At 45.0% G+C, this 22,567-nt stretch carries 18 protein-coding genes; 7 read left to right on the top strand and 11 right to left on the bottom strand.

Annotated features, from left to right (window positions below; all coding sequences use genetic code 11):
• Positions 1-18: 18 nt before the first annotated feature.
• From C825_RS25280 to pstC, 9 genes are all read right to left on the bottom strand, one after another.
• A complete protein-coding gene (locus tag C825_RS25280; protein ID WP_010800606.1) occupies positions 19-1,626 on the bottom strand; it encodes a LamG-like jellyroll fold domain-containing protein in 1,608 nt (535 codons plus the stop codon).
• A gap of 15 nt (positions 1,627-1,641) precedes the next feature.
• Positions 1,642-3,255: a RagB/SusD family nutrient uptake outer membrane protein gene (locus tag C825_RS25275; protein ID WP_010800605.1), complete on the bottom strand. Its 1,614-nt coding sequence runs from the start codon at positions 3,253-3,255 to the stop codon at positions 1,642-1,644.
• 20 nt (positions 3,256-3,275) lie between these two features.
• Positions 3,276-6,563: a TonB-dependent receptor gene (locus C825_RS25270; protein ID WP_010800604.1), complete on the bottom strand. Its 3,288-nt coding sequence runs from the start codon at positions 6,561-6,563 to the stop codon at positions 3,276-3,278.
• Between the two features lie 143 nt (positions 6,564-6,706).
• Entirely contained in the window at positions 6,707-7,711 is a 1,005-nt protein-coding gene (locus C825_RS25265; RefSeq protein ID WP_010800603.1) for a FecR family protein, read from the bottom strand.
• A gap of 95 nt (positions 7,712-7,806) precedes the next feature.
• Positions 7,807-8,388: an RNA polymerase sigma-70 factor gene (locus tag C825_RS25260; RefSeq protein WP_044215285.1), complete on the bottom strand. Its 582-nt coding sequence runs from the start codon at positions 8,386-8,388 to the stop codon at positions 7,807-7,809.
• Positions 8,389-8,472: 84 nt separating this feature from the next.
• Entirely contained in the window at positions 8,473-9,147 is a 675-nt protein-coding gene (gene phoU, locus C825_RS25255) for a phosphate signaling complex protein PhoU (RefSeq protein WP_010800601.1), read from the bottom strand.
• Positions 9,148-9,182: 35 nt separating this feature from the next.
• Entirely contained in the window at positions 9,183-9,935 is a 753-nt protein-coding gene (gene pstB, locus C825_RS25250; RefSeq protein WP_010800600.1) for a phosphate ABC transporter ATP-binding protein PstB, read from the bottom strand.
• 38 nt (positions 9,936-9,973) lie between these two features.
• Entirely contained in the window at positions 9,974-10,861 is an 888-nt protein-coding gene (gene pstA, locus C825_RS25245; protein ID WP_009859649.1) for a phosphate ABC transporter permease PstA, read from the bottom strand.
• Between the two features lie 7 nt (positions 10,862-10,868).
• Positions 10,869-12,056, bottom strand: a complete 1,188-nt coding sequence (gene pstC / locus C825_RS25240) for a phosphate ABC transporter permease subunit PstC (protein WP_010800599.1) — start codon at positions 12,054-12,056, stop codon at positions 10,869-10,871.
• A gap of 335 nt (positions 12,057-12,391) precedes the next feature.
• Here pstC and C825_RS25235 point away from each other — a divergent pair, with 335 nt between their 5' ends.
• From C825_RS25235 to C825_RS25215, 5 genes are all read left to right on the top strand, one after another.
• Positions 12,392-13,594 carry a glycoside hydrolase family 88 protein gene (locus C825_RS25235; RefSeq protein WP_010800598.1) on the top strand — a complete coding sequence of 401 codons (1,203 nt, stop codon included), beginning with the start codon at positions 12,392-12,394 and terminating at the stop codon, positions 13,592-13,594.
• Between the two features lie 7 nt (positions 13,595-13,601).
• Complete coding sequence (locus C825_RS25230) at positions 13,602-14,822, top strand: DUF2264 domain-containing protein (protein WP_010800597.1); 1,221 nt, start codon at positions 13,602-13,604, stop codon at positions 14,820-14,822.
• A gap of 46 nt (positions 14,823-14,868) precedes the next feature.
• A complete protein-coding gene (gene kduI, locus C825_RS25225) occupies positions 14,869-15,711 on the top strand; it encodes a 5-dehydro-4-deoxy-D-glucuronate isomerase (RefSeq protein ID WP_009859645.1) in 843 nt (280 codons plus the stop codon).
• 124 nt (positions 15,712-15,835) lie between these two features.
• Complete coding sequence (locus C825_RS25220) at positions 15,836-16,627, top strand: gluconate 5-dehydrogenase (protein ID WP_010800596.1); 792 nt, start codon at positions 15,836-15,838, stop codon at positions 16,625-16,627.
• Positions 16,628-16,778: 151 nt separating this feature from the next.
• Positions 16,779-17,906, top strand: coding sequence for an AAA family ATPase (locus C825_RS25215; protein ID WP_044215275.1), 1,128 nt, complete (start codon positions 16,779-16,781; stop codon positions 17,904-17,906).
• 124 nt (positions 17,907-18,030) lie between these two features.
• Here C825_RS25215 and C825_RS25210 read toward each other — a convergent pair whose 3' ends face one another.
• Both C825_RS25210 and C825_RS25205 read right to left on the bottom strand, forming a co-directional pair.
• Entirely contained in the window at positions 18,031-19,527 is a 1,497-nt protein-coding gene (locus C825_RS25210) for a butyryl-CoA:acetate CoA transferase (RefSeq protein ID WP_009859642.1), read from the bottom strand.
• 79 nt (positions 19,528-19,606) lie between these two features.
• Positions 19,607-20,032, bottom strand: a complete 426-nt coding sequence (locus C825_RS25205) for a hypothetical protein (RefSeq protein ID WP_010800594.1) — start codon at positions 20,030-20,032, stop codon at positions 19,607-19,609.
• Between the two features lie 251 nt (positions 20,033-20,283).
• Between C825_RS25205 and miaB the strand changes: the two genes are divergently transcribed.
• Together miaB and C825_RS25195 are read left to right on the top strand one after the other, a co-directional pair.
• Positions 20,284-21,654, top strand: coding sequence for a tRNA (N6-isopentenyl adenosine(37)-C2)-methylthiotransferase MiaB (gene miaB, locus C825_RS25200; RefSeq protein ID WP_010800593.1), 1,371 nt, complete (start codon positions 20,284-20,286; stop codon positions 21,652-21,654).
• A gap of 269 nt (positions 21,655-21,923) precedes the next feature.
• Positions 21,924-22,526 (top strand): RNA polymerase sigma factor, encoded by a 603-nt coding sequence (locus tag C825_RS25195; RefSeq protein ID WP_010800592.1) that lies wholly within the window; start codon positions 21,924-21,926, stop codon positions 22,524-22,526.
• The last annotated feature ends 41 nt before the right edge of the window (positions 22,527-22,567 follow it).

The raw sequence follows: 22,567 nt of genomic DNA, 5'->3' as shown, positions 1-22,567 counted from the left end.
ATACTTGCAGTTTGCCTTTTATTTTAAGTAGAATGATGTCACTACACTTCCATGGTCTGACGGCCAGCCTACGGGATGATGGGAGAGGGCTTCCGAACGATACGGGATAAGTTTGTCTCCTTTATAATAGATATAGTCGATACGTTGGGGCAGACAGCTTAGTTTTTTGGATCCCAGGTTGATGAGGGGAGACCAGGTCGCCCCTTGATTCAGCAGAACGTCCGGATAGAGGTGGCGGAAACTATCCGTAAAACCTTCGTTGAGGACTTGCCTGGATACTTCCAGTTTGGCAAAAGCGCCCAGGTGGGCGGGACGTGCCTGTTCGTTCCAGTCCAGATGCGAATCGCAGTTGAAGTCACCGACCAATATGACCGGGGTTTCTGCCGATTGGGCAGTGTGGGGAGTCATTTGTTTCAGAATCTCCCTGATCTCCGGGATGCGGGTTTGTGCTTCATCTTCTTCATATTTCTTTACGGCTGCTTCTCCTTTGTTCAGGTCCGAAACATCGGGCAGATAATGGAGCCAGATATCGTAGAAAGCAATCTGTTGTTCTTCACTTATGCGGATGAGTGCCCCTCCTGAATTGAATGAGCGGAACAGTTGGATCGTTTCATCTATCGGATAACGGCTCATGATGCTGAGATTGGAACTGATCAGATAGAAATAATACCCCAGGGAATCAGCAATGATTGCTCCGGAACCGTATGTCTCGATCAGACCGATCACATCTGCATTTTCCTTTTTTAATACTTCGATGACGCGGTTTACACCGACCTGTTTACCAAAGCGGCGTCCTCCGTGCCATATATTCCAGACCTGTACTTTTAACCGGTCGGGTTTGTATGACGGATAAAGAGGGGATAAAGGAAAGAACTGCTTGTAACTCTCTCGTACTTCCGCGCTGCTGACCGGGCGATCCCACATTTTCACTTCATCGATTTTTCCGTTGAAAGCCATCCATTCGCCCCGGCATTCCCAGTCTTGCTCTTCGTCGCTTCCTCCTATAATCGTCCGGAATTTACTTTCAAGTGATTTCAATCCTTCGATCTGATAAATGGCGACATTGCGTCCGTCCAGATACATCCATACTTCTCCCTTTGTCTTGTCTACAGAGACTGTCAGTTGGTGCCACTTTCCGTCATTGATCGCCTGGCGCTGTGCTGTCGGTTGGTAGGTGTAACTGTTTTTTCCGTCATTCAGGCTCAGGTACCAGGCTCCGTTTTCCTGTGTGCCGATACACCAGCCGGTAGGTTCCTTGGTGGTGGCATTTGTCATGATCGGTGTACCTAAAGGAGCGTCCGGCTTGGTTTTAACCCAGACCTGCAAGGAAAAAGAACGGCCGTCGTCGAAAGACGGACAATCTTTTGCCGTCAGGGAAAGGGGAATACGGTAAGCGACTTCATCTGTCAGGTCGAGGGCTTTCCCTTTCAGTCCTTCACTGTAAGACGATGTATGTACCAGAAAAAGGGAAGATGAATCCCGCGTCGCAATTTCTGCCATCCGGATCGCTTCCGGTTGCGGGTCATCGAATGACTGATAGTAGGCCAGCCCCTGTCCGGGGCTTTGCGCTACTATGTTAGAACAGAGGGTTATCAGAGATATACCCGAAATTAGTTTGTTAAGCATAAATAAGAATGGTGTTTAATAACCTTCATTCTGGGGAAGAAGGTTACTGTTTAATGTTATCTCACTTGTCGGTACTCCGAACAGGCGATGCCAGCTATGCACGTTGCGGGCTGCTTCTTTGGGATAATACGCCTCGGAGAATAGAAATTCGATATCATCCAGATGGGTGACACCCTTGATTGCCGCCTCAAGTGTTCCGGTACGGGAAAGATCGAATTTACGGTGTCCCTCAAAGCAAAGCTCTAATGCACGTTCTTTCAGGATTGCCGTTCTCAGTTCGCTTTGTGAAAGTCCTTTGAGCTCCCAGCCCGGATTGAGGGTATTGTCTTTGTTTGTATAGGCGCGTTTTCTGACTTCATTGATGTAAGTGAATGCTTCGCCTGTATTTCCCTGTTCATTCAGCGCTTCGGCATACATCAGCAGTACATCCGACCAGCGCAGGATCGGGAAGTTTAGCGATGTACCCGAACGGTCTGGACGGCGGTTGTTTACATCGCAGAATTTGACGATATATGGCATACGGACAATCTCTCCCTTGTATTTGATACCGGCACCGAGATGTTTGGCTGATGTGCCTGTACCGTCTATCAACTCCTTATATTTGGATTCGGAAGCCAGGCGGAAATTGAAACCCCACCGGTTGTCATTCTCCGTATCATACCATTGGTCTTCTTTCGGTACGTAGTAGGAGGCAAAAGGCAGTAACGGGGCAATGGCACTGCCATTGTTATACGGACTGTCGTCATCTTCTGTGAAATCACCGTAACAAGTGGTCTGTGCCGGCGATTCTTTTTTCTCTATCAGTGACTGGATAGCCAAAAGGCTTTCTTTACTGTTGTTGTATTTTGAATCGAAAACATCGGCATACTGGTTCAGTAAACCCCGCTTACCTTCCGAATAAAGAGTTTTACAGAGTTCGGCGCATTTGGCGTAATCTTTTTCAAACAGGTAGACCTTTGCCATCATACCGATTGCTGTACTGCGGCTGATACGTCCGGCATCATTGCTGCTGTACTCGTCGAATTCAGGTAAATGGTCGGCGGCATATTGCATATCTGCCAGTACGATCTCTTTTCTGATCTGGCTGGCGGGTGTGCGTGAAAGATGCAACAGTGAATTCAAATCCTCGGCAGGTTCGGTGATGACCGGCAGATCGCCGAAAAAGTTTGTCAGGTGGAAATAAAGGAATCCCCTGATGAAACGTGCTTCAGCCAGCAGCCGTTCTTTTCCGGCATGTTTGAACAGGGAAGCATCCATGTTTTCTATACTGGCGATCGAGAGGTTGGCATTCCGGATATACTTGTAGCTATCCCGCCATACCCACCAGATACGTTGGGCGGAAGCATCGTGTGTATAGGTCGCTATCGGGTCGAGTGTCGGCCAGTTATCGCTAGGGGAACGTGTTCCCAGGTCTGTCCCGAATTCCATGACCATCATTGCCTGGCGACTATATACGTTCGCATCCCCGAAGGCATTGTAGAGATCATTTATGTTTGATAAAGCATTCTCTTCATCTGTAAAGAAGTTGCTACCAGCAACGTCTCCTCTCGGATCTTCATCCAGTAATCCGGAGCAGGAGGCTGTAGTGAACAGGATAAATAAAATCAGAAGGATATTATACTTTTTCATCTTTCAATCATTTTATAGGTTTACAAAGTGAATTTAAGTCCGATGGAGAATGAACGGTTCATCGGATATTGTCCCCAGTCGTATCCTTTCAGGATCGGGCTGGTGGAGTAGAGGCTGACTTCCGGGTCGTATCCGCGGTAGTTGCAGATATTGAACAGGTTGTTGCCGGTTGCATATACTCTGGCTGAGGCTAGGCCGATATATTGCAGCAGGTTGCGGGGTAAATCATACGCCAGGGTCAGCGAAGAGAGACGAAGGAAACTACCGTTCTCTACGAAACGTGAATCGACGGAGTAGATGTAACTGTTTCCAGGACGTGCAACGTCTGTATCCGGATTTTCAGGAGTCCACATCTTCTCTGCCAGTTCGCGATAGCAGTTTACGTTGGCATTACCCGGCAGGAAATAGGCACTGTTCAGGTTCATCACATCGTTGCCTACCGAATACTGGAAGAAGGCGTTCAGGGATATTCCTTTATAGGCTACTGTTGTGCCTAATCCTCCGAAGAAATCCGGATTGGCATTACCGATAACGGTAGAGTTGTTCGGATCATCGGGAATATTTTTAAATTTCGGATCTCCCGGACGGGCGGATAGATTTCCAGCGTCGATATCCTGCTGGGTCAGTACACCTTCGTATACCTGACCGTAAAACAGTCCGACGGGTGATCCTACTTTCAGGATACTGCTGTAATAACCGCCCCAATGTTCTCCTACCGGTTTTTCCTGGTCCGGGCCAAGGCTCAGTACCTTGCTGCGGTTGGTCGAGATATTGAAGTTCATATCCCACTGAAAATCCTTCTTGTTTATAAGGGAAGCATTCAATGATAATTCAACTCCCTGGTTGGAGAGCGATCCCAGATTCTGCAACTGGGTGGATTGTCCGATGTAGGAAGGAACGGATATCTCCCATAACAGGTCGCTGGTCTTTTTATGATAATAGTCGAGCGAACCGGTCAGGACGGAGTTGAAAAAAGAAAAATCGATTCCGGCATCGAACTGGTCTGTTTTTTCCCAGGTAAGATCTTTGCTGGGGACTTTGCTCGGAGTGTAAGTTACGACTTCCTGGCCTCCGAGGATCGTGCTGCCGGATGAGAAGAGCGACTGGGTTGAATAGATATCGATAGCTTGGTTTCCGACACGGCCATAGCTGAGGCGGAGTTTCAGATCGTTCACAACCTGTTGGCTTTTCATGAAATCTTCTTCCGTAATTCTCCAGCCGACGGAAACGGAAGGGAAAAATGCCCATTTGTTTCCCGGAGAAAAACGGGATGATCCGTCGTAACGGGCTACGGCTGTCAGCAGATAACGATTGTCATAAGAATAGTTGATACGTCCAAGCCAGGACATATATCCCCAGTTGTGGTAACCTGATTTGACCGAGTTTTTCAGTTGGGCGGAGTTCAGGTCATAGAATCCGGTGATATCATTGGCAAAGTTCGAGACTTCGGTAGATAACCCTTTATCGTAGCCTTTTTGCGCGGTGAAACCTCCCAGGGCAGAAAATGAGTGTACTTCTTTTTTCAGTGTGTAGGTCAATGTATGCTCTGTCAGCAAGTCCTGTGTTTGCAAGGTAGTGGCCTTGGCACTGTTGGTTTTTTCCTGATAAGAGCCTTTACGCGGAGAGAAATAATCTTCACGCCAGTAGTTCCATTTGATACCTAATGTAGAACGCCAGGTGAAATGTTCTCCTATCTTGAATTGCAGGTAAGAGTTGTTCAGTACGTAATAGGTATTCTTTTCATCCGTAGGCAGCAAGGCTTCTGCGAGGGGATTACGGCCGAGCGGGCGGCTGGGTTCGGTATAATTATACGAACCGTCCGGATTGAATGCTGTTCCGATAGGTGACATGCCTATTCCGTAAACGGCTAGTGAATAATCGCTCGGGAGTGTGGATATATCGCTGAATTCGCGTGACAGGCTGACTGTTGTGCCAAGACTGAACCAGGGATTGACTTCCGCATCTACATTCGTACGTAAAGTCGTACGGTTAAAACCGGAACCGACCATGATGCCATCCTGATCGAAATGGTTCAGCGAGATCAGGTATTTGATCTTTTCCGTACCACCGCTGCTTGACAGGTTTACATTATATACAGGAGCTGTGCGGAATAGTTCGTCCTGCCAGTCTACGCCTGTAACTTTGGACGGGTCGTCATAAGGAACCGTGGTCCCGTTCATTCGGGCAATTTTATTGAGATAAGAAGCATATTCTCCGGTAGAGAGCAAGTCTATCTTTTTAGGTAACTTTTGCCAGCCGTAGGATGCTTCCACGTCAAACTGTGCTTTACCTTCTTTTCCTCTTTTGGTCGTAATCAGGATAACACCATTTGAACCGCGGGCTCCGTAAATGGCAGTGGATGTAGCATCTTTCAGTACTTCGATGGATTCGATATCATTCGGATTCAGGGAATTCAGGTCTCCGGCATCGATAAAACCGTCGATTACATAAAGCGGTTCGTTGCTAGCGGAAAGTGAGTTGCCGCCACGGATACGGATACTCGATGAGGCTCCCGGTGTTCCGTTTGACTGAACGACCTGCATCCCGGCTACACGTCCGCGCAATAGCTGGTCGACGCGGGGAACCGGTTGTTCGGCCAGCTCTTTTCCGCGTACTGAAGTGATTGCACTGATCAGGTCTGACTTCTTTTGTGTACCATACCCAACGACAACTATTTCCTCCAGGTTCTGTGTGTCTTCCGTCATTTTGATGGAGAGGGAAGTTTGTGTGCCGGCTTTTATCTGCAAAGGGTTGTAGCCTATATAGCTGATCTCCAGGATATCGCCGGGAGAAGCCTGAATGACAAACTTACCGTCTAGGTCTGTGACTGTACCGTTCGTAGTCCCTTTGACCATGATGTTGGCTCCGATGATCGGTTCCCCTTTTTCGTCGGTAACAACGCCGTTGATCGTTCCCGACTGTCGGGAGGATTGAGCCGGTTGCGGTGTCTTGTCCGGTTTGATGATAATGTGTTTGTTTTTGATTTCATATTTCAGGCCTTTTCCTTTCAGTACCTGATTCAGAATATCGTTAATGGATTCGCTGCTTATTTGCAGACTGATTTTCTGCCGGGTATCCACGTCGCCGGTTTCAAAGAAGAAAATGTAATCGCTCTGTTTTCTGATTGTTTCAAAAGCCTCTTTTATCGTGGCATTTTGAAGATCCAGTGTGATCTTTTGATTTTGTGGTAATGCTGCGAACGCCTGTTGCATACTTGTTGCGAAAAGTATCATACATAACCAGGATACATAGAACCGGTTGCGAACAATTAGCGTGATTTTTCTTTCTTTATAAAGAATGTTTTCCATACTTTTGTAATGTGATTAGAATTTAATTATTAAGTTTTAATGAACTCGTGAGTCGGGAAATGGTGCGAACATTTTCCGGCTCTTTTTTGTGCTTTCTTTTTTTCTTTTCGTGATTCTCCTTTCTTTTTTAATTATCAACTATTTTAATATATCTCAATGATATTGTTATTTCGTCTGTAAGTAAATTTCTCACTGGAAGACATAATCGTCAGAATGTCGTTAAGCGTATCCGTGCTGCGGAACTCTCCGTAGAAACGAAGTTTCCGACGTTCCGGATTCCGGAAAATGAAGGTTACGTCGAAGGCTTTTTCCAACTGTCCGGCGATTTCTTCAAAACTGACTTCATTAAAGAAGTGGGCCCCTGTTGTCCATTGGCAGATTGCGTCCGTCGAAACTTTTCTGACTTCTGTCTTTCCGGTCAGTTTGTTATAAACGGCTTGCTGTTGAGGTACCATAATAACAGAATTGGCTGGGGCTGCTTTGTCTACCATGTTCACAGAACCTTCAGCCAGGGTAACGGCTATTTCCTGATCGTCGGAATAGGCTTTGACATTGAATTTTGTACCCAGTACCTTCACATCGATTTCTTTTGCATTGACGATGAACGGCAGCTTTTCATTACGGGCCACTTCAAAATAACCTTCTCCTTCCAGTGTGACCTGTCGGTTCTTCTGTGAGAATCCGGGTTGACAGCTGAATTTACTACCGGCATTCAGCCATACTATGGTTCCGTCTTCCAGTTGGAGGCGGCTTCGTGAACCGAGCGGCACTTCAATGGTTCGTATCATTGCCTGCTCGTCCTGCTTGTTAGACTGGTTGAACAGATATAATCCGGTAGTACCCAGGAAAACTCCGACCAGCAGAGCCGCTGCGATCCGGGTATATTCCCGTAGGAACAGATATTTTTGTTTTCTGAATCCGGCCTGTTCGGCAAAACGTCGGTATACGGCTTCGTTCTTTCTTCCGTTTTTATGTTGCTTGTCATACGAAGATAGCCACAGCTCGGTCATTTCATAATAATGTTTTTTATGAGACTCGTTTGCTGCGACCCAACGGCTGAGTTCTTTCTCCTGCTCAGGAATAAGTGACCGGTTCAGATAACCGGTGATCAGCTCGTCGTAGTATTCTTGTTGTTTATTTTGATCCATTTTTATGCTTCTTACCCTAAAGACAACATACGGGTAGAGCGAGGGTAGTGAAAAATGAAATATTTTTCAAAAAAATGATTTTGGATTGAAATGTATCAGAACAAAATGGAAGATAAATAGCCTTTCATACGGGTACGGAGGGTAGACAGGGCCTGTTTAATATGGTATTTGACTGTGTTAACCGAGATGCCGACTTTATCTGCGATCTCGTCGTAAGCCAACTCTTCGATCCGGCTAAAGATGAAAACTTGCCGGGTTTCGCGGGGAAGTTTATTGATTTCGAGGAGTATTTGCTCGTTGAGTTCTTTTTCTAGCAATTGTCCCAACGGATATTCATCGGAGAGGAACAGTCCCTGAAGAATTGCTTCCGGGTATTCTTCGTAATCGTCGATACTGATTTCCCGGTCTGCAAATAATTTCTTTTGATAATTGATTGCATAATTACGTATGCAACAGACCAGATAGGCTTGCAGTGAAGAGGTGATATGGAGTGATTCGCGTGTTTCCCATATATGGGATAATACATCACCGACGATGGTATCGGCTACTGTATCATCCCTTACATATTGACAGGCAATACGGAATAGAAGATGATAATAGTTGTCAAATAAAGTGCGGTAGGCTCTGCTTTCCCCACTTTTCAAACCGGCTATTAATTCTGTTTCATGAATCTCCACGATAGTATTGTAGATATTGCTCCCTTTAACGGATACAATATTACAAGATAGAAACGTAAAACACAAATCTTATTTATGCCTATTTTAATTTTCTGTCTTTCCGATATGCTTCATTACCTTGGCATCCAGATAGAATATCAGTTCTTCGGCGATGTTGGTACAGTGGTCGCCGAAGCGTTCCATTTTGCGGATGACTCCGGCCATGTAAAGGCCGACCAGGGCACTTCCCGGATGCTTTTCTATGTAATCGGCAATGATCCTGGTCGAGTTATGGTTGATCTCGTCGATCAGGTTGTCTTTCAGGAAGATGCGTGATGCAATTTCAGAACTTTCTTTTTCGAATGCTTCCTGGCTGAGTGTAAGCATACTCAGCAATTCCTGCAACATTTCTTCCACCCGGGTATCCTTTATCAGTTGTGGGTCGACGGGAACACCTTCCGGCAGGTTTCCGGCAAAGCGGGCGATGCTTTCGGCAAAGTCTCCCAAGCGTTCCAGATTCGTGTTGATTTTGTACATGGCAAGAACGAAGCGCAGGTCGACGGCAACGGGAGCATATAAAGCGATGATATCTTCGCAGTCGCTGTCTATCTTCAGTTCGAACGCATTTACCCGGCGTTCGCGGCTGATTACTTTGTAGGCCAGTTCCTTGTCTCCGGTTAGCATGGCTTCGCCGGCATTATATAACTGTTGGTGGACCAATGCCCACATCTCGCTGATGCTGTTTTTTAAGGAGGCAATCTCCTGATCTATGACTTTCATATATAATCGTTCAATTTTTAATTCTTAATTTTCAATCACCCGAACCGTCCCGTAATATAATTCTGAGTCGATTCCTTTTCCGGATTGGTAAATATCTTACGTGTATTATCGAACTCTATCAGTTCCCCCAGATAAAAGTACCCGGTCTTGTCGCTGACACGGGCAGCCTGTTGCATATTATGGGTAACGATTACGATAGTATATTCGCTTTTTAGTTCATGTATCAGGTCTTCTATCTTACCGGTCGATATAGGGTCCAGTGCTGAAGTCGGTTCGTCCATTAAAAGAATGGAAGGAGATATGGCTAATGCACGGGCGATACACAGACGTTGTTGCTGGCCGCCGGACAGGGCGAAAGCCGATTCTTTCAGTTTATCCTTTACTTCATCCCAAAGAACAACCTGTTTGAGGGTTTTGACAACAGTTTCTTCGATATAAGCATTGTCCTTTATCCCGTTTACCCGGAGCCCGTAGGCAACGTTTTCAAAGATTGTTTTCGGGAAAGGATTCGGTTTCTGGAATACCATGCCTACATTTTTCCGGAGCAGGTCGACCTTTTCTCCTTTACCGTAAATATCTCTTCCGTCGATCCCGATTTTTCCGTCCATGTGCGTGTCGGGTATCAGGTCGTTCATCCGGTTGAATAAGCGCAGGAAGGTGGATTTACCACAACCGGACGGTCCGATAAAGGCGACCGACGTGTTTGCTTCAATTTGCATAGATATATTCTTTAAGGCATGAAAATCGCCATAATAGAAATCTACATTCTGAGCATCAATCTTTATCATAATATTGTTGTTTTATTCTTTGTATTGGGTGTATGCGATTAGTTCATTTTTACTTTTCTGGCGAAATAGCCTCTCAGCGCATTGGCCAGTAAGTTTACGATTAATACGATTGCAATCAGTACCAGAGCCGTTCCGTAGGCCATTCCACGCGAGGCTTCGATGTCTGTTCCGCTGGTGGAAATAACATACAGATGATAGGGCAGGGCCATACACTGGTCGAAGATGCTTCCCGGCAGCTGGGGCAGGAAGTAAGCGGCAACGGTAAACAGGATAGGAGCCGTCTCGCCGGATACACGTCCGATAGACAGGATTAATCCGGTAATGATATTCGGAAAAGCCATCGGTAATACAACCCTGCGAATGGTCTGTAACTTGGTAGCTCCCAGTGCCAGACTGCCGTGGCGGAAAGAATCGTCGATGCTTTTGAGGGCTTCTTCCGTTGTACGGATAATCAGTGGTAAAGACATCAGTGCCAGGGTAAACGAACCGGCGATGATGGAGTCTCCCCAACCCAGGGTGACGACGAACAGGGACATTCCGAATAGTCCGAATACAACCGACGGTACACCGCTCAGGTTATTGGTCATAATCCGGATGAAACGGATTATTTTTCCGTTTGTCGCATATTCGTTCATATAGATACCGCTCATGATTCCGATTGGGAAACTAATCAGGCTGCTGCCCAATACCAGATAAAGTGTTCCGACAATCGCCGGGAAAATACCTCCGGCAGTCATCCCGTCGGCCGGCGCTTCCGTCAGGAAATCCCAGCTGATTACTTTTCCTCCCTGGATAATGATAAAACCGAGAATAAGGAAAAGAATGACAACAACCAGATAACTGAGAAGTGTGAATATACCGAACGCAACTTTCTGTGAAGTCCGTTTCTTTGTGTCAACATTGCCTAACTTTTGAACAGGTGCCATAGCTTAATCACATTTTTCTTTTGGATGAAATGTATTCTACCGTAATGCTTAACAGTAGTGTAATGATAAATAATACTGCCCCTAACAGGAACAATGCCTGGTAATGAGCTCCTCCGGCGGGTGCTTCTCCCAGTTCTGCCGCGATGGTTGCCGGAATGGTCCGTACGGGTTCAAAGAAGGAGGTCGGGATAACGGCCGCATTTCCTGTTACCATCAGGACGGCCATTGTTTCTCCGATTGCCCGCCCGATACCCAGGACAATTGCCGATGTGATACCGGATATGGAATAGGGGATGATTACCTTATAGATTGTTTGCCATTGGGTTGCTCCCAGGGCCAGACTCGCTTCTTTCATGGCACGCGGCGTGGTGCGCATGGCATCTTCGGCAACCGTGATAATGGTCGGCAACGCCATGATGGCCAGAACGACACTGCCGGCAAAGGCTGTTTCTCCAACCGGAAGGTTCAGCCCTTTCTGTATGAGCGGAACGATTACAACCAATCCGAAGAAACCGTATACGACCGAAGGAATCCCTGCCAGCAATTCAATAACCGGCTTCAGTATCTCCCGGGTCCGTTTATTTGCGATTTCTGCCAGGTAGATGGCAACGGCAATACCGAAAGGGAGCGAAAGAACAATGGCGCCGATACTGACCAGTAATGTTCCGAGCAACAGGGGGATCAATCCGAAGATAGGGGCAGGCGCAGAGGTCGGGTACCATTTGGTGCCGGCGAAGAAGTCGGAAAGCGATATTTTCTCTTCGGGAAGGACGGTTCCCCTGAAGTTTTTCGCCAGATATTGCTGAGGAAAGAATGCGATGATTCCCGGCTCTTTGCTGACGAGTTCGCTGATTTTGTCGGGAACGTACTGAAACTCATCTCCCAATTCTTCTTCACTGTAATATTGCGTCAGGTCGGAAAAACGAAAGACCAGGATTTCTTCATCCTTGCCGTTAACCTCTTTCCAGTTGGTTATTTTGGCATCGAAAATATCCATGATTGTTTCCGGTGACAGATGACTCACATCGTTGCTCTTATTCACGGCAAGCACGTATCCCTCTTCGACTACCGGACTGTTGAAAAGGCCGGATGCTTCTTTAAAAAGAAAAAAGACAATCAGCAGAATCGTGAAACTGGTTACACCTCCGCTGATTAATAATCCTCCTTCTACAATTTTTTCAAAAAACTTTCTCACGTCATTAACCTCTTTGTTCTGAGTGCAAAGTAAGGTAACATGTGTTAAGAACGGGTTAAGACGCTTTGAAGTAAATATTACATTGATGTTTCGAAAGTATTACAAAACCTGCTTAATAAGTAGACATTCGGCTACTTATTAAGCAGTGGGGTACTCTACTTATCGAGTAGACGAAGGCTTACTTAGTAAGTAAAGAAGGCATCCGGTTGGTAAGTAGAGAGGGAACAGTTCGGTAAGTAGATGCTTTTTCGATGGATGTTGTCGTTTTTTAGAATATAAACATGTATATTTGCCACAAACTTAAAAACTTAATAACTTAATAACCTATTTTTATCATGAACAAATTTCTTTCGTATGGTGTGTTTGCGTTCACAGTGTTGTTGTCTTCGTGTGATTCGCAACCCAAACAAGAACCCCTTGCTGATGTGATTGACCGTGGTTTGAAAGCATCGACCGAACAGGCCCTTTTGATGGCTAAAGACCTGGAAAGCCAGGAAGGCCGTCTTCCCAAAGCAATCGGAAAGGACGGAAAACTGGAAACAAGCGACTATAGTTGGTGGTGCAGCGGTTTCTTCCCCGGCGAATTATGGTATCTGTACGAAAACAATCCGACTCCGGAATTAAAGAAATATGCCGAAATGTTTACGGACCGTGTGGAAGAAGTGAAGAATATCACTTACAGCCACGATGTCGGTTTCATGCTATATTGCAGTTATGGAAACGGTTATCGCCTGACCGGCAAACCGGAATATAAAGAGGTGATGCTGACCGGTGCCAATTCGCTGGCGACTCGTTTTGACGAGCGGGTGGGAGCTATCCGTTCCTGGGACTTCAATAAAAAAATCTGGCAGTTCCCGGTTATTATTGATAATATGATGAATCTGGAGTTTTTCAGTTGGACTTCCAAAGCATCCGGTGACGACCGTTTTTATAAAATGGCTGTTTCTCATGCCGACAAGACAATGAATAATCATTTCCGTGACGATTATAGCTGTTATCATGTGGTTTCGTACGATACGATAACCGGTGTTCCTCATAAGAAACAAACTCACCAGGGAGCTGCCGACGAATCAGCATGGGCACGTGGACAGGCCTGGGCGTTGTATGGTTTCACCATGATGTATCGCGAAACCGGCAAACCTGAATATCTGAATCAGGCTAAACATATTGCGGCATTTATCATGAACAATCCGAATATGCCGGCTGATAAGGTGCCGTATTGGGATTTTGATGCTCCGGGTATCCCGAATGTGCCGAGAGATGCTTCTGCCGCGGCTATTATGGCTTCTGCACTGATTGAACTGAGCCAACTGGATAAGAGCGAAGAAGCAAAAAGCTACCTCGATTTTGCAGAACAGCAGGTTCGTTCTCTGACAACTCCCGAATATCTGGCAGCGAAAGGAACGAACTGTAATTTTGCTTTGATGCATTCCACCGGCCATTTCCCCGGAAACAGCGAAGTGGATGTTCCGTTGAGTTATGCTGACTATTATTATGTGGAAGCATTGATGCGTTTAAAGAAACTGACTGAAAAATAATGCTATTATGACAAATCTTCTGAAAACAACCGCTATTTTGGTTTGCTGCCTCTGCATTTCTTTCGCAGGAAAAGCGCAGCAAAACGGTACCCAGGACCGTGCTTTCTGGGTAGAAACATTGACCCGTATCGCTGACCCGGTATTGACAAACCTGAGCAACAATACGTTGAAAAAGAATATGCCTTACGAGTCTTTATCGAAAGACAGAAGTGACTTCTCGCATCTGGAAGCGGTAGGTCGTCTGGTATGCGGTATTGCCCCTTGGCTGGAACTGGGTCCGGACAATACGCCCGAAGGACAACTGCGTGATAAATATATCAAACTGACAGTGAAAGGCCTGAAGAATGCCGTAAACCCGGATTCTCCCGATTATCTGGTCTTTGGAAAACCGTATCAGCCGTTGGTGGATGCCGCTTTCCTGGCTCAGGGATTGTTGCGTGCCAGAACCCAGCTGTGGGATAACCTGGACCCGCAGGCTAAGGAATGGATGATTACGGAATTTAAACGTAGCCGTGCCATCAAGCCTTGGGAAAACAACTGGCTGTTGTTTGCTTCTATGGTCGAGGCGGCTTTGCTGGAATTTACCGGCGAATGCGATATGGACCGCCTGACGTATGGTGTCAAAAAGTTCCGTGACGAGTGGTATAAAGGAGATGCGCTGTATGGTGACGGTCCTGCTTTCCACATGGATTATTATAACAGTTTTGTTATCCATCCGATGCTGACAGATGTTTTGCTGACGATGAAAAAGCATAACCTGGAAGGGGCGGACTTTCTCGATGTGCAGTTGCCGCGTTTAACCCGTTATGCCGAACAGTTGGAACGTTTTATCTCGCCGGAAGGAACCTTCCCTGTAGTAGGCCGTTCTATCGTGTATCGTTTTGGCGCGTTTCATGCATTGGCACAAGCCAGTTTGATGCACGTGCTTCCGGAAAGAGTGAAACCGGCCCAGGTACGCTGTGCTATGACGGCTGTTATCCGTAACCAGATGAAATCGCCGAAGAACTTTGATGCAAACGGTTGGTTGCGTGTTGGTTTCACCGGTGAACAAATCGATATGTCAGAGTCTTATATTAACACAGGGAGTGTTTATTTGTGTGCCGTAGGTTTGCTGTCTTTAGGATTGCCGGCTACCGACGAATATTGGTCGGCCCCTTACACCGAATGGACGAATTTGCGTGCCTGGAAGGGTGAAAGCGATGTAAAGGCAGATCATGCGCTTAAGTAATTGAAAATGAAGAATTGAAAATTGAGAATTAAATACAGATAAGAATATGAAAACAAATTATGAATTGCGCTATGCTGCGCATCCGGAAGATGCCAAGCAATATGATACGAAACGTATTCGTCGGGATTTCCTGATCGAAACAGTTTTCGCGCCGAATGAAGTGAACATGGTTTATTCCATGTACGACCGTATGATTGTTGGCGGCGCCATGCCTGCCGGCGAAGTGTTGCAACTGGAAGCGATTGATCCGTTGAAAGCTCCCTATTTCCTGACACGCCGTGAAATGGGTATTTTCAATGTGGGTGGTCCCGGTATTGTAAAAGCCGGCGATGCCACTTTCGAGCTCGATTTTAAGGAAGCTCTTTACCTGGGTTCAGGAGATCGTGAAGTGACTTTTGAAAGCAAGGATGCAAAGAACCCGGCTAAGTTCTATTTCAACTCGACTACGGCTCATCGTAATTATCCGGATAAGAAAGTGACGAAAGCGGATGCCGTTGTTGCAGCTATGGGTTCGCTGGAAATGTCGAACGACCGTAACATCAATAAGATGATCGTGAATCAGGTATTGCCTACCTGTCAGTTGCAGATGGGTATGACCGAATTGAAACCGGGTAGCGTATGGAATACAATGCCGGCGCATGTTCACAGCCGTCGTATGGAAGCCTATTTCTATTTCGATATTCCGGAAGACCAGGCCATCTGTCATTTTATGGGTGAGGTGGATGAAACCCGCCATATCTGGATGAAGGGCGACCAGGCTGTTTTGTCTCCCGAATGGTCTATCCACAGTGCAGCAGCTACGCACAACTATACCTTTATCTGGGGTATGGGTGGCGAAAATCTGGACTATGGCGATCAGGATTTCTCTAAAATTACGGACTTAAAATAATATGCCAATGGGGAAAATGTGCCTATGTGCCAATTCCCCGTTGCTATAAATAAAAAAATCAGTGTTAACTGCTTGTGCGTTTATTGGCACATTGGCATATTGGCACATTAACACATTATTTATTATGGTAAATTTTTCATTAGAAGGTAAAGTAGCCCTTGTAACAGGTGCTTCTTACGGAATTGGTTTTGCGTTGGCTAGTGCTTTTGCTCAGGCTGGTGCAAAGGTCGTTTTCAACGATATCAAACAGGAACTGGTGGATAAAGGTATAGCTGCTTACAAGGCGGAAGGAATCGAAGCAAAAGGGTATGTTTGCGACGTGACTAGCGAAGAGCAGGTAAATGCAATGGTTGCCCAGATCGAAAAAGAAGTAGGCGTTATCGACATCCTGGTAAACAATGCCGGTATCATCAAACGTATTCCGATGCACGAAATGAGTGCTGCCGAATTCCGTCAGGTAATCGATGTGGACCTGAACGCTCCGTTTATCGTTTCTAAAGCCGTTATCCCTTCTATGATAAAGAAAGGTCACGGAAAAATCATCAACATCTGTTCGATGATGAGCGAACTGGGACGTGAAACAGTTTCTGCTTATGCGGCTGCAAAAGGCGGTTTGAAGATGCTGACACGTAATATCGCATCCGAATATGGTCAATATAATATCCAGTGTAACGGTATCGGCCCGGGTTATATCGCAACTCCGCAAACGGCCCCGCTTCGTGAAACTCAGCCGGACGGCTCACGTCATCCGTTCGATTCTTTCATTATCGCGAAGACTCCGGCAGCCCGTTGGGGAACTCCGGAAGATTTAATGGGACCGGCTGTGTTCCTGGCTTCCGATGCTTCCGATTTCGTAAACGGACATGTATTATATGTAGACGGCGGTATCCTGGCTTATATCGGAAAACAACCCTGATAAATACCGGATAAAGACTCGTTTGTCTTACTGATATAAAAGATTCCTTCCGAGAGAAATTCGGTTTTCTTTCGGAAGGATTTTTATTTTCTCTCGGATGGAGTAAAAAGAATTACTGATTACGTAAGTATGATTATTATAAGATAATTGTATGCTTCTGATGAATAATCCATTTGTAACAAGCGGCTATATTGCTCCCGAATATTTCTGTGACCGTGAAAAGGAAACGGAAGAGTTGCTTCGCTGGCTGTTGAACGAGAATAATGTGGCTATCATTTCTACCCGCCGTATGGGAAAGACCGGATTGATTCAGCATTGTTTTCAATTGGCAGAGGTGAAAGATCATTATTATACTTTTCTTATCGACATCTATGCAACGAAGACGCTTCGCGAGTTTGTTTTTCAATTGGGAAAAGCTATTCTTACTGCTTTAAAGCCTAAGGGACGGAAGACGTGGGAATTGTTCATCAATAGTCTGACATCGTTGAAGGCTGGATTCACCTTTGATATGTCTGGTATGCCTCAATGGAATATAGAGTTGGGAGATGTCAAATCACCGGAGACGACGCTGGATGAGATATTTCATTATTTTTCCTTATCAGACAAACCTTGTATTGTTGCAATTGATGAGTTTCAGCAAGTCGCTCAATATCCGGAAAAAAATACGGAAGCATTGCTCCGTACCTATATTCAGCATTGTCCTAATGCCCGCTTTGTGTTTGCCGGTTCTCAGCGTCATCTGATGGGAGAGATGTTTGTCAGCCCGCCCCGTCCTTTTTATCAGAGTGTGTCGATTCTTCATTTGGCAGCTATTGATAGGCAAAAATATATCGAATTTGCCCGGCATCATTTCAGAATGGCTCAAAAGGATATAGATGAGGAGGTTGTAGCTTCTTTGTATGATCGTTTTGAAGGAATTACCTGGTATCTTCAGAAAATATTGAATATCCTTTTTGCTGTAACTCCTCCCGGTGAGGTTTGTAATAAGGAGATGATTGAACAAGCCATACATTTTATCCTGGATTCTTATTCGTTTACCTATTCGGAATTGCTCTATCAGTTACCGGAAAAGCAAAAAGAATTACTGATTGCAATCTGTAAGGAGGGAAAAGCGACCGCATTGACTTCCGGGAAATTTATCCATAAATACAGTTTACCATCGAGCAGTTCGGTTCAATCTGCTTTAAAAGGCCTGTTGGAAAAGGATTTTGTAACCAAAGAAGGGGCTTTTTATATGGTTTATGACCGTTTCTTCTCTTTGTGGCTGAGACGTATGTAATATATTGCAGTTACAATCCTTAAAAACTCGTTTTAAACGAGATTTGAGTCTCTCATCGATTTGAACAAAAAAGTCCCGAAGTGTTTTGGCACTTCGGGACTTCATATGATATAAAAAGTCGCAATTACTTATTATACTTGCTCCAGTCTACATTGTGCATATCGCCGCTGGCAGCCAGTTCTTCGTGGAATGCGAAGCAACATTTCAGGTTTTGCGGGGTATGGCCCTTTACGCCCATTGCCAGATATTCTCTTAACAGAGGTTTGTAATCCGGGTGAACGCAATTGTCGATGATACAGTTGGCACGTTCGATCGGAGATTTACCGCGCAGGTCGGCTACACCGTATTCGGTGATGATGATCTTCACTGAGTGTTCGCTGTGATCCAGGTGAGATACCATCGGAACGAAAGCGCTGATCTTTCCCTCTTTCGCTGTAGAAGGAGTAGTGAAGATAGACAACATCGCTGAACGGGTAAAGTCGCCCGAACCACCAATACCGTTCATCATTCTTGTTCCTGATACATGAGTAGAATTGATATTTCCGAAGATGTCAGCTTCCAATGCTGTGTTGATAGCGATCAGGCCTAAGCGGCGGGCAACTTCCGGATTGTTGGAAATTTCCTGCGGACGAAGAAGGATCTTGTCCTTGAAGAAATCAAGATTTGCATAGATTTCGCGAATTACTTCATTACTTACAGATAATGAGCAACCGCTGGCAAATTTAACGCGGCCTTCTTTCATCAGACTGATTACCGCATCCTGGATAACTTCAGTATATACATTGAACGCAGGAATATTCTTGTTGGCTCCCATACAGCCCAAAACAGCGTTGGCAACATTACCTACACCACTCTGTAACGGAACGAATTCTTTCGGCAGACGGCCGGCTTCGATTTCACTTACCAGGAAGTCGGCAACATTTTTACCGATTGCCATTGTGACATCGTCCAGCGGAGAGAATTTACCACCTTCGTTTGGCTCTTCTGTCTTAACGATACCGACGATCTTAGCCGGATCAACCTTCACATAAGGAGTACCGATACGGTCGGAAGGAGTATAAACAGGAATTTCACGACGGTAAGGAGGATCAGCCGGTTCATAAATATCATGCATACCGCGTATTTCTTTCGGGTGGCGGCTGTTCAATTCAATGATGATGCGGTCAGCCATCCGGCAGATAGTCGGAAGGATACCGACACCGCTCGTCGGAACGATTTCACCGTCTTCGGTTACATCAGCAGCTTCAACGATGGCAACGTCGATTTTTCCCAGGAAACCGTAACGCAGGTCTTGTGCAAGTTCAGACAGGTGCATATCGAAATATTGTGCCCCGTGAGAATTCAGTAAAGCGCGCAGATCCTTATTTGACTGGTATGGAGTACGGAATTTGATTGCATTGGCACGAGCCAGTTCACCGTCCAGCTTGTCTCCGGTAGAAGCACCGGTAAACATACCGATCTGGAAAGGATTGCCTTTTTCATGTTCCTCCATTGCTTTTTTAGCAATGGCTCCCGGAACAACTTTCGGACATCCGGCAGGGGTAAAACCACTGAATCCTACGTTATCGTCGTGATGTACGAACGAAGCAGCTTCTTCAGCTGTAATGAATTTTAAAGCCATGATATTATACTGTTTTTATATTAGATAAATACTTGTTAGTCAGCTAAACGGCTGCAAAGGTATTAAAAAAGAATGTAGATTAATACTTGCGGTTGAGTATTTCTGAATAAATAACTGCTTTTCTTAACTCTTCGGCATTATTAAACTCAATATCTTCCAGCATGGAGTGTTCCTCTTCGGCAGGGAAGTTCATAGGTTGGGATGAACTGACTTTTGACTTTTGGATTTCCTGCTCGGTGGATAAAAATGGTTTTGAGGCAGGTGTCTTTTTTTTCTTTTTATGGATCGGTGCAGTTGGTGCTTCCGGCTTTTGAGGGGTAGTTGCCTCCTCCAGAATTTCCCAAAAACCTTTTCCCGAAGAGGTATTTTCCTCCGGGTATGAGTCGTGACCGGGCTGTCCGAGGACTTGTGTCGGGCGCTTTTTTTTGTTTTTTGAACTGAATAAACCGCTTATTGCTGCAACTATCAGAAAAACAATATAGATCCAATCGCCTACGTTATCCATAACTTTGATTATTTTTGCACTCCAAATGTACGAAGAATTATTGAATAGTGAAAGAGGTAAGAATTATAAAGGGTATAAAAGTAAATAAGGGTAACTTCACAGCCACCCTTATTCGATTTAACCAAAACCTTAACTATGAAAAAATTTACGTTTTTCGTATGCAAATATAGTGCTCGGAATTGAACTGTGCAAACCTTTGGAGGTTTATTTTTATAGAATACAGGATTTTAAATTTTATTAACGAAAACGGAATGACGAATCAGGAAAATGGCGTAGACTTAAAATCTACAGCCGCAAATGAGGAAAAAAAATTGTTCATCGAGACCTACGGGTGCCAGATGAATGTAGCGGACAGTGAGGTGGTCGCCTCCATTATGAAAATGGACGGATACACTCTGACTGACAAGATTGAAGACGCTGATGCTGTCTTCGTAAATACCTGTTCTGTGCGTGATAATGCGGAACAGAAGGTTTACGGGCGACTACAGTATTTCCAGTCGCTGAAACGCAAAAAGAAATCGCTGATCGTCGGCGTACTGGGATGTATGGCCGAACGGGTGAAAGAAGAGTTGATCAATGTGCATCATGCAGACCTCGTGGTCGGGCCGGATTCTTATATGGATTTGCCGAATCTGGTCGGGGCTGTCGAGCATGGGGAAAAGGCGATCAATGTGGAACTTTCTACACAGGAGACCTACAAAGATGTGATGCCGCTGAAGCTGGGTGGCGCGCATATCTCCGGTTTTGTGTCGATCATGCGCGGATGTAATAATTTCTGTACCTATTGCATCGTGCCCTATACCCGTGGCCGGGAACGTAGCCGGGATGTGGAAAGTATCCTGAATGAGATCCGGGATATGCGCGATAAAGGTTTTAAAGAAGCTACCCTGCTGGGGCAGAATGTCAACTCATATGCTTTTGAAAAAGATGGTGAAACTGTAACATTCCCGATGTTACTGGAGCGGGTTGCGCTGGAAGCTCCGAATATGCGTATCCGTTTTGTGACCTCCCATCCGAAAGATATGAGCGACGATACGCTTCGTGTGATTGCCGCCCATAATAATATATGTAAGTATATCCATCTTCCTGCCCAATCTGGCAGTTCGAAGATTTTGAAAGTGATGAACCGTAAATATACTCGTGAATGGTATCTGGACCGTATCGCTGCTATCCGTCGCATCGTGCCGGAAGCATCTATTGCTACCGACCTGTTCTGTGGTTTCCATTCGGAGACGGAAGAAGACTATCAGGAAACACTTTCGCTGATGCGTGAAGTGAGGTATGATGCCGCTTTCCTGTTCAAATATTCGGAACGTCCCGGAACCTATGCCGCCAAACATCTCCCGGATACCGTTTCGGAAGAAGAGAAAGTACGCCGTTTACAGGGGATGATCGATTTGCAGAATCAGTTATCCGAGGAAAGCAACCTGCGTGATATCGGTAAAGAGTTTGAAGTGCTGATCGAAGGATTTTCCAAGCGTTCGCGTGAACAGTTATTTGGCCGTACCAGCCAGAACAAGGTGGTTATTTTTGATAAGAAGAATTATAAAGTCGGTCAGTTTGTGAAAGTACGGATCAATCGTGCGTCTTCAGCAACGTTATTTGGTGAAACGATAGACTAATTGAATTGTATATCAAGTAGATAATAAGACACGGCTTTATGTCAGATTCTGATAAAAGCTGTGTCTTTTTTTATTCATAAGTAATTAGTTCTGATAGAACTAACCCATTTATGACACGCAAATATAGTTTATTTTAAACAAGTTAGCTCTATTATTAAAGAAAAACGATATTTGACTCTGTTTTATAAGTCCTTATTAATCAGTCTCTAAAAAGATATAAATACCTCAGTTCTATCAGAACTAATGCATTCTGTATTGTCTGTAGATACATGAAATATATAGTTTCTGATGGAATGAAGAGTGAAATGAGGTATGTAGAATTGTCTGATGCTCAATTGTGGAAATTGATAATTGAAAAGGATAAAGTTGCGTTTGAACAACTTTACCGGCGTTATTATTCTCCATTATTGGCATATGCTCTTTCTTTCTGTAATGATGAAGATATGGCAAAAGATTGCATTCAGGATTTATTTGTAAAGTTGTTTGTTTCAGAAACATTATCTTCGATTGAATATATTAGGGCCTATTTGTATAAATCACTTAGAAATCTTTTACTCGACAAATCGAGTAGGGTGGTTGGTAGTGTTAGTTTAGAAGAAAATATGGTTGCTGATTTTCTGGTGGAAGATGTAGAATTGGTACGATTGTTTGAAAAGGAAGATGACTATCTAGAGAAAAGTAGATTGTTGATGAATGCCTATAACCAGTTATCGGCGAACCAAAGGAATGCAATATATCTTTATTTTATCAAAGAGTTTTCGTGGGATGAAATGGCTGTGTCTTTAGATATTAATCCACATTCGTGTATGAATCTGGTAGCCCGTGCTGTTGCCAAATTGCAAAGGATGGTGGCAGGAGAGAAAAAAAAATAAATTTTTTTCTGAAAAAGTGAGGAGTAAAAATCTCTTTTCCA

It is taken from the genome of Parabacteroides sp. ASF519 (genome assembly GCF_000364265.2).
GTDB classification, from domain to species: domain Bacteria; phylum Bacteroidota; class Bacteroidia; order Bacteroidales; family Tannerellaceae; genus Parabacteroides; species Parabacteroides goldsteinii.
This window is presented reverse-complemented; position numbering and strand designations above follow the sequence as displayed.